Below are 15,036 nucleotides of genomic sequence, written 5' to 3' on the forward strand. Positions count from 1 at the left end.
AGCCAGGCTTTGTGTATTCAGACCTGCTGCAACAAGTTGCTGAACAGTCAGTATGGCTGTTCAGCGAACCTTGGCTGCTGTCTTTTTACCATCTCTTGCTTAGCCGCGAAACTCGGCACGACCACGGTACACAGCCTTGCTGCCCAGTTGCTCTTCGATACGCAGCAGCTGGTTGTACTTGGAAACGCGGTCGGAACGGCACAGCGAACCGGTCTTGATCTGGCCGGCAGCGGTACCCACGGCCAGGTCGGCAATGGTCGAATCTTCGGTTTCGCCCGAACGGTGCGAGATCACTGCGGTGTAACCGGCAGCCTTGGCCATCTGGATGGCTTCCAGGGTTTCGGTCAGCGAGCCGATCTGGTTGAACTTGATCAGGATCGAGTTGCCGATCTGCTTGTCGATGCCTTCTTTCAAGATCTTGGTGTTGGTCACGAACAGGTCGTCACCGACCAGTTGTACCTTGGCGCCGATCTTGTCGGTGAGGATCTTCCAGCCAGCCCAGTCGGACTCGTCCAGACCGTCTTCGATCGAGATGATCGGGAAACGCTCGGTCAGGCCTTTCAGGTACTCGGCAAAACCTTCAGCGTCGAACGACTTGCCTTCGCCGGACAGGTTGTATTTGCCGTCTTCGTAGAATTCGCTGGCCGCGCAGTCCAGGGCCAGGGTCACGTCGGTGCCCAGCTTGTAGCCAGCGTTGGCCACAGCTTCAGCGATGGCGCCCAGGGCGTCTTCGTTGGAAGCCAGGTTCGGCGCGAAACCGCCTTCGTCACCGACAGCAGTGTTCAGGCCACGGGCCTTGAGCACGGCTTTGAGGTGATGGAAAATTTCGGTGCCCATGCGCAGGCCATCGGAGAAGGTCTTGGCGCCAACCGGCTGCACCATGAACTCCTGGATGTCGACGTTGTTATCGGCGTGCTCGCCACCGTTGATGATGTTCATCATCGGAACCGGCATCGAGTACTGGCCTGGGGTGCCGTTGAGGTTGGCGATGTGCGCGTACAGCGGCAGGTCCTGATCCTGGGCAGCGGCTTTGGCAGCGGCCAGGGACACAGCGAGGATGGCGTTGGCGCCCAGGTTGGCCTTGTTCTCGGTACCGTCCAGCTCGATCATGGCGCGGTCGAGGGCTTTCTGGTCAACCGGGTCTTTGCCCAGCAGCAGGGAGCGGATCGGGCCGTTGATATTGGCGACTGCCTTCAGTACGCCCTTGCCCATGTAACGGCTCTTGTCGCCATCACGCAGCTCCAGCGCTTCGCGCGAGCCAGTGGAAGCACCGGACGGCGCGCACGCGCTGCCGATGATGCCGTTGTCGAGCAGTACGTCCGCTTCTACGGTGGGGTTACCACGCGAATCGAGAACTTCACGACCTTTGATGTCGACGATTTTTGCCATTGTTGTAAGCACTCCAGAATTGACGAAAACAACGCAGCTGAGAAAAATCCTTGCCGTTCGCCTGGCTGTTGAAAACGGGCAGGCCTGACGATGGCGAGCCCCTGACCCGAGGGTCAGGGGTTAATCGGGCGGTACTTTACCGGAGAATTGAGGATTACGCGGTTTCTACCGTCGGAAAACTCTTCACCAGGTCGTCCAGTTGCTTGAGCTGGGCCAGGAATGGCTCCAGTTTGTCCAGGCGCAGGGCGCATGGACCGTCGCACTTGGCGTTATCCGGGTCCGGGTGGGCTTCAAGGAAAAGACCGGCCAGACCCTGGCTCAGACCGGCCTTGGCCAGGTCGGTGACCTGGGCACGACGGCCACCGGCGGAATCGGCGCGACCACCCGGCATCTGCAGGGAGTGAGTCACGTCGAAGAACACCGGGTACTCGAACTGCTTCATGATGCCGAAGCCGAGCATGTCGACCACCAGGTTGTTGTAACCGAAGCTCGAACCACGCTCGCAGAGGATCAACTGATCGTTACCGGCTTCTTCGCACTTGGTCAGGATATGTTTCATCTCCTGAGGTGCGAGGAACTGGGCCTTCTTGATGTTGATCACCGCGCCGGTCTTGGCCATGGCCACCACCAGGTCGGTCTGACGCGACAGGAAGGCCGGCAACTGGATGATGTCACAGACGTCCGCTACGGCTTGCGCCTGATGCGGCTCGTGAACGTCGGTGATCAGCGGCACATTGAAGGTGCGCTTGATCTCTTCGAAGATCTTCATCCCCTCTTCCAGGCCAGGGCCACGGTAGGAGTTGATCGACGAACGGTTGGCTTTGTCGAAGCTGGCCTTGAACACGTAAGGGATACCGAGTTTCTCGGTAACCCGTACGTACTCTTCACAGACCTTCATGGCCAGGTCACGGGATTCCAGCACGTTCATGCCGCCGAACAGGACGAACGGCTTGTCGTTGGCGATCTCGATGTTACCGACGCGAATGATCTTCTGGGTCATGTATCAGGCCTTGTTCTTTTGAGCCAATGCCGCCTTGACGAAACCGCTGAACAGCGGATGACCGTCACGCGGCGTCGAGGTGAACTCAGGGTGGAACTGGCAAGCGACGAACCACGGATGATCCTGCGACTCGACCACTTCGACCAGCGCGCCGTCACCGGAACGACCGGAAACCTTGAGGCCGGCGTCTACCAGTTGTGGCAGCAGCTTGTTGTTCACTTCGTAGCGATGACGATGACGCTCGACGATCACATCCTTGGCGTAGCAGTCATGGACCTTGGAGCCGCTTTCCAGCTGGCATTCCTGGGCGCCCAGACGCATGGTGCCGCCCAAGTCGGAGGCTTCGGTACGGGTTTCAACCGCGCCGGTGGCGTCTTCCCACTCGGTGATCAGGCCGACAACCGGGTGAGCGCTGTTGCGATCGAACTCGGTGGAGTTGGCATCTTTCCAGCCCATGACGTTACGGGCGAATTCGATGACCGCAACCTGCATGCCCAGGCAGATACCCAGGTACGGGACCTTGTTCTCGCGAGCGTACTGCACGGCAGTGATCTTGCCTTCGACACCGCGCAGACCGAAGCCACCCGGAACCAGAATGGCATCCGCACCTTCGAGCAGGCTGGTGCCCTGGTTCTCGATGTCTTCGGAGTCGATGTAGCGCAGGTTGACCTTGGTACGGTTGCTGATACCGGCATGACTCATCGCTTCGATCAGCGACTTGTAGGCGTCCAACAGCTCCATGTACTTGCCGACCATGGCGATAGTGACTTCATGCTCAGGGTTGAGCTTGGCGTCAACGACAGCATCCCACTCGGACAGGTCGGCACCGCCGCACTGCAGGCCGAAACGCTCAACGACGAAATCATCCAGACCCTGGGAATGCAGGATGCCCGGGATTTTGTAGATGGTGTCGGCGTCTTCCAGAGCAATTACTGCACGCTCTTCAACGTTGGTGAACTGGGCGATCTTGCGACGCGAAGAAATGTCGATCGGATGATCGGAACGGCACACCAGCACGTCTGGTTGCAGGCCGATGGAACGCAGTTCCTTGACCGAGTGCTGGGTTGGCTTGGTTTTGGTCTCGCCAGCGGTGGCGATGTACGGAACCAGGGTCAGGTGCATCAGCATCGCGCGCTTGGCGCCGACTTCGAAACGCAACTGGCGAATTGCTTCGAGGAACGGTTGGGACTCGATGTCACCGACGGTACCGCCGATCTCGACCATCGCTACATCAGCATCGCCAGCACCCTTGATGATGCGGCGCTTGATCTCGTCGGTGATGTGCGGAATGACCTGGATGGTCGCGCCCAGGTAATCACCACGGCGCTCTTTGCGCAGCACGTGCTCGTAGATACGGCCGGTGGTGAAGTTGTTGTTCTGGGTCATGGTCGTGCGGATGAACCGCTCGTAGTGGCCCAGGTCCAGGTCGGTTTCGGCGCCGTCGTGGGTGACGAACACTTCACCGTGCTGGAACGGGCTCATGGTGCCCGGGTCGACGTTGATGTACGGGTCCAGCTTGAGCATGGTGACCTTGAGCCCCCGCGCCTCCAGGATGGCCGCCAATGAAGCCGAGGCAATGCCTTTCCCCAATGAAGAAACAACACCGCCCGTGACGAATATGTAGCGCGTCATGAAAAACCCTAGAAGTCTGCGTTAAAGCGGTCTGCGCCGCCGGGGAAAGCGAAGGAAGGCCGAAGCCCCCGATCACCTGCGTCAATCACAGTGCTACTTAAAAAACTGCCGCGTCTGGACAGACCGGGGGTTTTCGACCCGGTACGGAGCTCGCTACACATTTTTAGAATCGCCCAGCAAAAAACTGCTTGGTAATCGGCAACTGCCGTGATTTCAGGGAAGCCACAGAAGTTGTATCAAGAAGGGAGCGTAGTCTACCGGAATGTGCCTTTCATCTCAAACCTTGCGCGCTCGTCGGTATGCACCAATGTAATTGCCATGGCCCCTGACTCAGTTCCGGCAGGTTGGCGACGGCCAGTAACTGCTCGTCGCGATAGAGCAACGGCAGGCGGCAACGGGCGAACGCCGGCACCTGCAGCTCGTTGAGCAGGCGCTTGAGGTCACGGCGGCCGCGCCCGGCAATCTGCAGGCTTTCTCCGCCCTGGCGGTAAGCGACACGCAACGGCCCCTGCGGCATCATGCCGCTCAAGTGCAGAGTGCCATTACCTGGCAAGGCCAGGCGTTGTGCCGGATCATTCCAGTCCTGCCCCACCGGGGCCTTGAGCCAGTCGTCGGCCAGCCACCAGATACGTTCATTGGCGCGGTGCAGCTCACCGTCAGCCAGACGCCAGCATGGCCGTCCGTCGCCTGATGCGTCACGCAGGTCTTCCCAGCCGGACCAGTGGCGCGTGTCTGGCAAGCGCGTGCGCTGGGCCAACCAGTATTGCAGGGCATTGCGCTGACGCGCCGGTGACAATCCACGCAGCACGCTCAGGTCCAGTGAGGCCAGGGGCAGCCAGTCAAAGCCGCATGGCGTGCTGGCCTGCTGCAAATCCTCAAGCGCCAGTTCATCCAGCAGCCCTCGGGCCTCGCCCAGGTGCTCAGCGGTGCGCGCCAGATTCTGCGCCGCTTGCGGCCAACGCTGGCGCAACACCGGGAACACAGCGTGACGCAAGTAATTACGGGAATACCGCGTGTCGCCATTGGAGGGGTCTTCGACCCACGCCAGCTGTTGCGCACGGGCGTAGCGCTCCAGCGCCTCTCGCGATACATCGAGCAACGGCCGCAGCAACAGCCCCTGCCCCAACGCACGCTGAGCGGGCATAGCCGCCAGACCGCGCACACCAGCCCCGCGCAACAACCTGAACAGCAGGGTCTCGGCCTGATCCTCGCGATGCTGCCCGGTCAACAGCACTTCGCCGGGACGCAGAGCCTCAGCGAAGGCTGCATAACGCGCGTCACGGGCACCCTGCTCGAGACTGGCACCAGGGGCGACCTTGACGTGAATGATCTGCAGCTCGACGCCCAGCTCATCGCACAGGCGCTGGCAATGGGCAGGCCAGGCATCGGCCGCAGCTTGCAGGCCGTGGTGGATGTGAATCGCGCGAAGGGGGGGGAGCGGATGTTGGCGGGACAGGCTTGCCAGCAGATGCAGCAGGACGGTGGAGTCGAGGCCGCCGGAGAGAGCGACGCACCAGGAAGGGGCGTGGCGCCAGGGGGAGAGCTTGCTTTGCAGATCAATCATCGGTGTGCACTCGATTGCGAATCGCGGGGCAAGCCCGCTCCCACCAGGTTCACACACCATTGTGGGAGCGGGCTTGCCCCGCGATTGAGGCACCGATGCGTCAGATCAGAGCCCGTAGCTCATCAGACGGTCATAACGGCGCTTGAGCAGCGCATCGTTGTCGAACTTCTTGAGCATGTCCAGCTGTTCGATCAGCTCGCCACGGATGGTAGCCGACATTTTCGCCGGGTCACGGTGGGCGCCGCCCAGTGGTTCGGCGATGACCTTGTCAACAATACCCAGGCCCTTCAGGCGCTCGGCGGTAATACCCATGGCTTCGGCAGCGTCCGAAGCCTTTTCGGCAGTCTTCCACAGGATCGAAGCACAACCTTCCGGCGAGATCACCGAGTAGGTGGAGTACTGCAGCATGTTCAGCTGATCGCAGACGCCGATGGCCAGTGCACCACCAGAACCACCTTCACCGATAACGGTGGCGATGATCGGGGTCTTCAGGCGCGCCATGACCCGCAGGTTCCAGGCAATGGCTTCGCTCTGGTTGCGCTCTTCAGCGTCGATACCCGGGTAGGCGCCCGGGGTGTCGATGAAGGTCAGGATCGGCATCTTGAAACGTTCGGCCATTTCCATCAGGCGGCACGCTTTGCGATAGCCTTCCGGACGCGGCATACCGAAGTTGCGGCGCACCTTCTCGCGCACATCACGGCCTTTCTGGTGACCGATGACCATCACTGGCTTGTCGTCCAGACGGGCAATACCACCGACAATTGCCGCATCATCGGCAAAGTGTCGGTCGCCGTGCAGTTCGTCGAACTCGGTGAACAGGTGATCGATGTAGTCCAGGGTGTACGGACGACGTGGATGACGAGCCAGACGGGCAATCTGCCAGCTGGTCAGATTGCCGAAAATGCTTTCGGTCAGGGTGCTGCTCTTGTCTTGCAGACGGGCGATTTCATCGCCGATGTTCAGCGAGTTGTCATTGCCGACCAGGCGCAGCTCTTCGATCTTGGCTTGCAGGTCAGCAATCGGCTGTTCGAAATCCAGAAAATTCGGGTTCATAGGCATCCGTCTAGGGTCTACGGCCAGGCGGCCGGCCGGTTGATCCGTTTGGCGCCCTACCTTAAGGGATCAGGCGCATTCAGGTCGAGATTAAAAATTCATCGATATTGCAAAAAGACGTTCTCACGCCCGAACTGGTCACGCAGTGCCTGAATCAGGCCATCGGCCGGGTCGATTCGCCAGCTTTCGCCGAACTGCAACATCGCCCGGGCATCGCTGCCGGTGTACTCCATGGTGATCGGACAAGCCCCGCGATGGCGCTTGAACAGCTCACCCAGCCAGGTCAGGCGATCGCCCTTGAGGGCGTCGCTGTGGACTTTCAGGCGCAGGCTCTCGGCCAGGTTGGTCCGCGCATCTTCCATGCTCATGACCCGCTTGACCCGCAGGCGCAGGCCGCCGGAGAAGTCATCATTGCTGACCTCGCCTTCGACCACCACCATCGCGTCGGTCTGCAACAGGGCCTGGGCGGCCATGAAGGCGTCGGCGAACAACGAGGCCTCGATACGTCCAGAACGGTCGTCGAGGGTGACAAAGCCCATCTTGTCACCCTTTTTGTTCTTCATTACCCGCAGGGCGATGATCATGCCGGCCACCGTCTGGGTGTCGCGGGCCGGCTTCAGGTCGATGATGCGTTGACGCGCGAAGCGGCGAATCTCGCCTTCATATTCATCAATCGGGTGACCGGTCAGGTACAGGCCCAAAGTGTCCTTTTCACCACGCAGACGCTCCTTGAGGGTCAGCTCGCGGGCCTTGCGATGGTTGGCGTAGACATCGGCGTCCGCTTCCTCGAACAGCCCGCCAAACAGGTCTACGTGGCCACTGTCCGCAGTACGGGCGGTCTGCTCGGCGGCCTTGATCGCCTCTTCCATGGTCGACAGCAACACCGCGCGATTACGGTCGATGTTGGCCTGGTAGGCCTTGAGCTCGTCATGGAAGTACGGCCCCAGACGGTCGAGGGCGCCGCTGCGAATCAGCGCGTCGAGGGTACGCTTGTTGATGCGCTTGAGGTCGACACGCTCGCAGAAGTCGAACAGATCTTTGAACGGGCCCTCCTTGCGCGCTTCGACGATGGCCTCTACCGGCCCCTCGCCGACGCCCTTGATCGCCCCCAGGCCGTAGACGATACGACCGTCGTCATTGACCGTGAACTTGAAGTCGGAGGTGTTCACGTCCGGCGCATCGAGGCGCAGCTTCATGCTGCGCACTTCCTCGATCAGGGTCACGACCTTGTCGGTGTTGTGCATATCCGCCGACAGTACCGCAGCCATGAAGGGGGCCGGATAATGGGTTTTCAGCCAGGCGGTCTGGTAGGAGACCAGGCCATAGGCGGCGGAGTGGGATTTGTTGAAGCCGTAACCTGCGAACTTTTCTACCAGGTCGAAGATGTTACCTGCCAGGTCCGGGTCGATATTGTTGCTGGCGCAACCCTCAATGAAACCGCCGCGCTGCTTGGCCATTTCCTCGGGCTTTTTCTTACCCATGGCGCGACGCAGCATGTCCGCACCGCCGAGGGTGTAGCCAGCCATCACCTGGGCAATCTGCATCACCTGTTCCTGGTACAGGATGATGCCGTAAGTCGGCGCAAGCACCGGTTTGAGGCCCTCGTACTGATAGTCCGAGTGCGGATAAGCCAGTTCGGCGCGGCCGTGCTTGCGGTTGATGAAGTCGTCAACCATGCCCGATTGCAGCGGGCCGGGACGGAACAGCGCCACCAGTGCGATCAGGTCTTCCAGGCAGTCGGGTTTGAGCTTCTTGATCAGCTCCTTCATGCCCCGCGATTCAAGCTGGAACACCGCAGTGGTCTCAGCCTTTTGCAGCAGTTCGTAGGTTTTCTTGTCATCCAGCGGGATGAAATCGATGTTCAGGTCATCCAGGCCTTTCTTGGCCTGCTCGCGGTTGATGGTTTCCATCGCCCACTTGATGATGGTCAGGGTCCGCAGACCGAGGAAGTCGAACTTCACCAGCCCCGCCGCCTCGACGTCGTCCTTGTCGAACTGGGTAACCAGGCCGCCGCCTTCTTCATCACAGGCGATCGGCGAGAAATCGGTGAGCTTGGTCGGCGCGATGACCACACCACCGGCGTGCTTACCGGTACCGCGGCAGACACCCTCGAGCTTGAGGGCCATGTCCCAGATTTCCTTGGCGTCCTCATCGGTCTTGAGGAAGTCGCGGAGCATCTCTTCCTGCTCGTAGGCTTTCTCCAGGGTCATGCCCACTTCGAACGGGATCATCTTCGACAGGCGATCGGCCAGGCCGTAGGACTTGCCCTGCACCCGCGCCACGTCGCGCACCACCGCCTTGGCGGCCATGGTACCGAAGGTGATGATCTGGCTCACCGCGTTGCGACCATAGGCGTCGGCCACGTACTCGATCACCCGGTCGCGGCCATCCATGCAGAAGTCGACGTCGAAGTCGGGCATGGAAACCCGTTCCGGGTTGAGGAAACGTTCGAACAGCAAGTCGTAGGCCAGCGGATCGAGGTCGGTGATCTTCAGCACGTAGGCGACCAGCGAGCCGGCACCCGAACCCCGGCCCGGGCCCACTGGCACGCCGTTGTTCTTGGCCCACTTGATGAAGTCCATAACGATCAGGAAGTAACCGGGGAAGCCCATCTGGATGATGATATCCAGCTCGAACTTCAAGCGGTCGAGGTAGACCTGACGTTTCTCTTCGTAGTTGGGCGTGGTCTCTTTCGGCCACAACACCGCCAGACGCTCTTCCAGGCCTTCATGGGAGACATGCCGCAGGTAGTCGTCAATGCCCATGCCATTGGGCGTCGGGAAATCAGGCAGGAAGTGTTTGCCCAACTGCACCTGGATGTTGCAGCGTTTGGCAATCTCCACGGTGTTGGCCACCGCGTCAGGCAGGTCGCTGAACAGCTCGGCCATTTCTTCCGGGCTTTTCAGGTATTGCTGGTCACTGTAGTTGCGTGAACGCCGCGGGTCGTCCAGGGCGCGGCCTTCACCGATGCATACGCGGGTTTCATGGGCGTCGTAATCCGACTGCTTGATGAAACGCACATCGTTGGTCGCTACCAGCGGTGCATCGAACTTGTCGGCCAGAGCGACCGCAGCATGCAGGTACTCTTCATCGCCGGCGCGGTTGGTGCGCTGCACTTCGACATAGAAGCGATCAGGGAACATCGCCATCCAGTCTTGCAGCAAGGCTTCGGCCTCATCCGGGTTGCCATTGAGCAACGCCATGCCGATATCACCCTCCTTGGCTGCCGACAGGGCGATCAGGCCCTCGCTGGCTGCGGGGATCCAGTCACGCTCGATCACCACCAGGCCATTGCGCTGACCTTCGACCCAACCGCGAGAGATCAACTCGGTGAGGTTGCGATAACCCTTGGCGTCCATGGCCAGAAAGCAGATGCGCGACAGCGCCGCGTCGGGATCGCGATTGGCCAGCCACAGGTCGGCGCCACAGATCGGCTTGATCCCCGAACCCATGGCGTTCTTGTAGAACTTGACCAGCGAGCACATGTTGCTCTGGTCGGTAACCGCTACGGCCGGCATGTTCATCGAGGCCAATGCCTTGGCCAGCGGCTTGATCCGCACCAGGCCATCGACCAGGGAGAATTCAGTGTGCAGGCGAAGATGAACGAAAGAAGCCGACATGATGATCCTATAGCAGCACAAAACAACAAGGCCCGGATTGTACCGGGCCTTGATCAAAACATCAGCCAGCGCAGGTCGATCCTGACTGCTGACACTTGCCCGAGGTCGTCAGATCTCGGCGAAACCATTGCTCAAAGCGCCACGTGCCTCATAAGCGGCACGAACCGGTGCGAAGGAGCGCCGGTGAATCGGCGTCGGCCCGAGCCGCGCCAGGGCTTCAAGGTGCACCGGAGTCGGATAGCCCTTGTGTCCGCCAATGCCGTAACCCGGATACATCAGCTCGAAAGCGGCCATTTCCCGGTCGCGAGTAACCTTGGCCAGAATCGAAGCGGCAGCGATCGCCGGCACCTGGCTGTCACCCTTGACCACCGGTGCAGCCGGCACTGACAGCTTGGGGCAGCGGTTGCCGTCGATCAGCGCCAGTTTCGGCGTGACGCTCAGCCCTTCGACCGCGCGCTGCATGGCCAGCATGGTGGCATGCAGGATGTTCAGCTCGTCGATTTCCTCGACCTCGGCGCGGGCGATGCAGAAGCTCAGGGCTTTCTCGCAGATTTCATCAAACAGCTTTTCGCGACGTGCCTCGGTGAGCTTCTTCGAATCGTTCAGACCAAGAATCGGTCGCTGCGGATCGAGGATCACCGCCGCCGTCACTACCGCGCCGCACAGCGGGCCGCGGCCGACTTCGTCGACGCCGGCGACCAGGTCCTCGACCAGGTTGAAGTCCAGTCCCATTTGCATCTATCGGGTTTCCAGCAGGGCCAGCACCGCTTCGGCTGCCTGGTTCGAGGCATCGCGGCGCAGGGTACGGTGAATCTGGTCAAAGCCTTCGGTCTGCTGTGCACCACCCTCAACCAGCGGCGCCAGGGTCTGGGCCAGGGCTTCGGGGGTGGCGGCTTCCTGCAGCAACTCAGGCACCAGCATGCGCTGGGCCAGCAGGTTGGGCAGGGAAACGTAGGGGCTTTTGACCAGTCGTTTGAGAATCCAGTAAGTCAGCGGTGCCAAACGGTAGGCGACCACCATCGGGCGCTTGAACAACAGCGCTTCCAGGGTGGCGGTACCCGAGGCGATCAACACCGCATCACAGGCCGCCAGGGCCTGGTGCGAACGACCGTCGAGCAGGGTCAGCGGCAGGTCGCGCCCCTGCAGCATCTGCTCCAGCTGGGCACGGCGCTCGGCATTGGCACACGGCGACACAAAGCGCACACCCGGCACCAGCTCACGCAAACGCTGAGCGGTATCGAGAAACAACGCACCCAGTCGCCCGACTTCACCGCCGCGACTACCGGGCATCAAGGCCACCAGCGGCCCTTCGCTAAGCCCCAGTTGTTCACGGGCAGCACGACGATCAGCTTCGAGAGGAATACTGTCAGCCAGCGGGTGACCGACGAAACGCACCGGCACACCCTTCTCTTCGTAGAACTTGGCCTCGAAGGGAAACAGCGTCAGCATCAGGTCGCACCCTTCGCGAATCTTCAGCACACGCTTCTGCCGCCAGGCCCAGACCGAGGGGCTGACGTAATGCACGGTCTTGATCCCGGCCTTGCGCAGGTTCAGTTCGATATTGAGGGTGAAGTCAGGCGCATCGATACCGATGAACACGTCCGGGCGTTCTTCGATCAAGGTCTGGATCAGAGCCTTGCGCCGCTTGAGCAGCTCACGCAGGCGACCCAGCACCTCGACCAGGCCCATGACCGCCAGGCGTTCCATGGGGAAGTAGGACACCAGGCCCTCAGCCTGCATCAGCGGCCCGCCAACCCCGATGAAACGTACTTGCGGGTGGCGTGCCTTGAGCGCCCGCATCAAGCCGGCGCCAAGGATATCGCCGCTGGCTTCACCCGCCACCAGCGCTACACAGAGCTCAGCCATGATCAGCGGGTGATGCCGCGGGTGGAGTTCTGGATCGACTTGAGGAACACGTCGACTTCAGGAAATTGCGCGGCAGGTTCTGCCAGTTCGGCGATGGCCTGCTCGACCGTCAGCCCCTGACGATAAACCACCTTGTAGGCACGACGCAGGGCGTGAATGGCATCTTCACTGAAGCCCCGACGGCGCATGCCCTCGAAGTTCATGCTGCGCGCCTCGGCCGGGTTACCGAATACCGTCACATATGCCGGTACATCCTTGCCGATCGCGGTGCCCATGCCGGAAAAGCTGTGGGCGCCGATATGGCAGAACTGATGCACCAGGGTGAATCCGGAAAGGATCGCCCAGTCATCCACATGAACATGCCCGGCCAGCGCAGTATTGTTGACCAGGATGCAGTGGTTGCCGATGACGCTGTCGTGACCGATGTGGGCATAGGCCATGATCAGGTTGTGATCGCCCAGCGTGGTTTCCGAGCGGTCCTGCACGGTGCCACGGTGGATGGTCACGCCTTCACGGATGACATTGTGATCACCGATTACCAGGCGTGTAGGCTCACCCTTGTACTTGAGGTCAGGGGTGTCTTCACCTACCGAGGAAAACTGGTAGATGCGGTTGTGCCGACCGATACGGGTCGGCCCCTTGAGGATCACATGCGGACCGATAACGGTCCCCTCGCCGATCTCGACCCCGGCACCGACGATAGACCAAGGGCCAACCTCGACGCCGTCGGCGATCTTCGCCGAGGGATCGATGATTGCCCGAGGGTCAATCAAACTCATAGTTTACGTTCCGCGCAGATGATCTCGGCCGAGCACACTGGCTTGCCGTCGACCGACGCCTGGCATTCGAACTTCCAGATCTGACGCTTGCAGCTGATGAACTTGGCTTCGAGGATCAGCTGGTCACCCGGCAGCACCGGCTGACGGAAGCGCAGTTTGTCGGAACCGACGAAATAGTACAGCGTACCGTCCGCAGGTTTCACGTCGAGCATCTTGAAGCCAAGGATACCGGCCGCCTGGGCCATGGCTTCGATGATCAGCACGCCCGGCATGATCGGGTGCGCCGGGAAGTGACCATTGAAGAACGGTTCGTTGATGCTGACATTCTTGTAGGCACGAATGCGCTGGGCCTCGACGTCCAGGTCCACTACCCGGTCCACCAACAGGAACGGGTAACGGTGAGGCAGGTATTCGCGAATCTCGTTGATGTCCATCATTTCGGGGGGAAGCCTGTAGTAAAGATAGGGAGCGCCCGCTTTTGCCAGGCGCTCCTTTTGCAAATCAAAGAGTCAGCCTGTGGCTATTCACTCTCGATCAGGAAATGGTATCAGCCTTCTGATGAAGGCTGGCTGCCTGAGGTCACGACCTCGACACGCTTTTCCAACTGTTGAAGGCGTTTCGCCATCTCGTCGAGCTGGCGAATCCGTGCGGCACTTTTACGCCACTCGCCCAGCGGCTGCATCGCCGTACCGGAAGAATAAGCCCCAGGTTCGGTGATCGAACGTGTGACCATGGTCATGCCGGACACGAAAACGCCGTCGCAGACATCGATATGCCCCACCATGCCGACACCGCCGGCGATGGTGCAATGCTTGCCGATTTTGGTACTGCCGGAAATGCCGACGCAGGCCGCCATCGCCGTGTGATCACCAATCTGTACGTTATGGGCGATCTGGATCTGGTTGTCGAGCTTGACCCCATTGCCGATCCGCGTATCTGCCAGGGCGCCACGGTCAACCGCGGTGTTCACACCGATTTCGACATCGTCGCCAATGCTGACACCACCGATCTGCGCGATCTTCTGCCAGACACCCTTCTCGTTGGCAAAGCCGAAGCCCTCACCACCGATAACTGCACCAGACTGAATGACCACACGCTTACCGATGCGCACGTCGTGGTACAGGGTCACCCGCGGGGCCAGCCAACCGCCCTCACCGATAACACAACGAGCACCGATAAAGCACTGTGCACCAATGCTCACACCCGGGCCGATCTGCGCACCGCTTTCGATCACCGCACAGGCGCCGACACTGGCGCTGGCATCGACCTGAGCATCGGCAGCAACCACGGCGCTGGGATGAATTCCCGCTACAGCCCTGGGCTTTGGATCGAACAGGTGGGAAATGCGCGCATAGGCGAGGTACGGATCGGGGACGATCAGGGCATTGCCGGCGAAGCCTTCGGCATCGGCAGGCTTGAGCAGGATCGCAGCTGCCTGGCTGTCACCGAGGTACTTGCGGTACTGCGGATTGGCGAGAAAGCTCAACTGCCCCGGCCCGGCTTCCTGAAGGGTTGCCAGGCCAGAGATTTCCAGCTCCTCGGGGCCACTCAAGGTGGCGCCGAGGAACTCGGCCAGCTGGCCGAGTTTCATGGTCACAGTCATGTTCAACGGGACTGGTTCATGCGCTCGATGACTTGGCGAGTGATGTCGTACTGAGGTTTGACATCAATCACCGCGCCACGCTCGAGCACCAGGTCAAAACCGCCCTTCTTGATCACTTCTTCAACCGCGCCATCGAGTTTCGGCTTCAGTTGCTTGAGCATTTCACGGTCGGCCACGGCCTTGGACTCGTTCAGCTCCTTGGACTGGAACTGGAAGTCGCGGGCTTTCTGCTTGTATTCAAGCTCCAGACGCTCACGCTCTGGCTGGGCCATCTTGTCGCCACCGGCACGAATACGGTCGGCAATGCCCTTGGCGCTGCTTTCCAGGTTCTTCAGCTTGGTCAGCTGCGGGCCGAACTTTTTCTCGGCATCGACGGCGTATTTCTTCGCCGCGTCCGACTCAAGCAGGGCCATCTGATAGTTCAGAACGGCAATTTTCATTTCGGCGAAAGCCGGGGTTGCGACCAGGGCCGCAGCCAGTACTGCCAGTTGGGTCAACTTACGCACGATGCACTCCTACAGAATCCGTTG

Annotated in this window: 12 protein-coding genes; all 12 read right to left on the bottom strand. The window is 60.6% G+C overall.

Annotated elements, in window-relative coordinates:
* Nucleotides 1–99: 99 nt before the first annotated feature.
* The 12 genes from eno to ACVI9W_RS06710 all read right to left on the bottom strand — a co-directional run bounded on the left by eno (nt 100) and on the right by ACVI9W_RS06710 (nt 15,012).
* Nucleotides 100–1,389 carry a phosphopyruvate hydratase gene (gene eno, locus ACVI9W_RS06655; protein ID WP_442109256.1) on the bottom strand — a complete coding sequence of 430 codons (1,290 nt, stop codon included), beginning with the start codon at nt 1,387–1,389 and terminating at the stop codon, nt 100–102.
* Nucleotides 1,390–1,543: 154 nt separating this feature from the next.
* The gene (gene kdsA, locus ACVI9W_RS06660; protein WP_038613970.1) at nt 1,544–2,389 is read right to left on the bottom strand and encodes a 3-deoxy-8-phosphooctulonate synthase; all 846 of its coding nucleotides are present in this window, start codon (nt 2,387–2,389) and stop codon (nt 1,544–1,546) included.
* Between the two features lie 3 nt (nt 2,390–2,392).
* Nucleotides 2,393–4,021, bottom strand: coding sequence for a CTP synthase (locus ACVI9W_RS06665; protein WP_422417566.1), 1,629 nt, complete (start codon nt 4,019–4,021; stop codon nt 2,393–2,395).
* Between the two features lie 271 nt (nt 4,022–4,292).
* Complete coding sequence (gene tilS / locus ACVI9W_RS06670; protein ID WP_461529547.1) at nt 4,293–5,585, bottom strand: tRNA lysidine(34) synthetase TilS; 1,293 nt, start codon at nt 5,583–5,585, stop codon at nt 4,293–4,295.
* A gap of 105 nt (nt 5,586–5,690) precedes the next feature.
* Nucleotides 5,691–6,638: an acetyl-CoA carboxylase carboxyltransferase subunit alpha gene (locus ACVI9W_RS06675; protein ID WP_038613976.1), complete on the bottom strand. Its 948-nt coding sequence runs from the start codon at nt 6,636–6,638 to the stop codon at nt 5,691–5,693.
* Nucleotides 6,639–6,736: 98 nt separating this feature from the next.
* Nucleotides 6,737–10,258 (bottom strand): DNA polymerase III subunit alpha, encoded by a 3,522-nt coding sequence (dnaE, locus tag ACVI9W_RS06680; protein WP_461529548.1) that lies wholly within the window; start codon nt 10,256–10,258, stop codon nt 6,737–6,739.
* A gap of 108 nt (nt 10,259–10,366) precedes the next feature.
* A complete protein-coding gene (gene rnhB, locus ACVI9W_RS06685; RefSeq protein WP_342623058.1) occupies nt 10,367–10,996 on the bottom strand; it encodes a ribonuclease HII in 630 nt (209 codons plus the stop codon).
* A complete protein-coding gene (gene lpxB / locus ACVI9W_RS06690) occupies nt 10,997–12,124 on the bottom strand; it encodes a lipid-A-disaccharide synthase (RefSeq protein WP_461529549.1) in 1,128 nt (375 codons plus the stop codon).
* Between the two features lie 2 nt (nt 12,125–12,126).
* Nucleotides 12,127–12,903 (bottom strand): acyl-ACP--UDP-N-acetylglucosamine O-acyltransferase, encoded by a 777-nt coding sequence (lpxA, locus tag ACVI9W_RS06695; protein WP_038613984.1) that lies wholly within the window; start codon nt 12,901–12,903, stop codon nt 12,127–12,129.
* Nucleotides 12,900–13,340, bottom strand: a complete 441-nt coding sequence (gene fabZ / locus ACVI9W_RS06700) for a 3-hydroxyacyl-ACP dehydratase FabZ (RefSeq protein ID WP_038613986.1) — start codon at nt 13,338–13,340, stop codon at nt 12,900–12,902. Before fabZ ends, lpxA begins: the two co-directional genes overlap by 4 nt.
* 110 nt (nt 13,341–13,450) lie before the next feature.
* Nucleotides 13,451–14,506 (bottom strand): UDP-3-O-(3-hydroxymyristoyl)glucosamine N-acyltransferase, encoded by a 1,056-nt coding sequence (lpxD, locus tag ACVI9W_RS06705; RefSeq protein WP_038613988.1) that lies wholly within the window; start codon nt 14,504–14,506, stop codon nt 13,451–13,453.
* A gap of 2 nt (nt 14,507–14,508) precedes the next feature.
* Nucleotides 14,509–15,012 (bottom strand): OmpH/Skp family outer membrane protein, encoded by a 504-nt coding sequence (locus tag ACVI9W_RS06710; protein WP_010224837.1) that lies wholly within the window; start codon nt 15,010–15,012, stop codon nt 14,509–14,511.
* Nucleotides 15,013–15,036: the final 24 nt, after the last annotated feature.

The sequence above is a fragment of the Pseudomonas sp. 210_17 TE3656 genome, assembly GCF_054821965.1.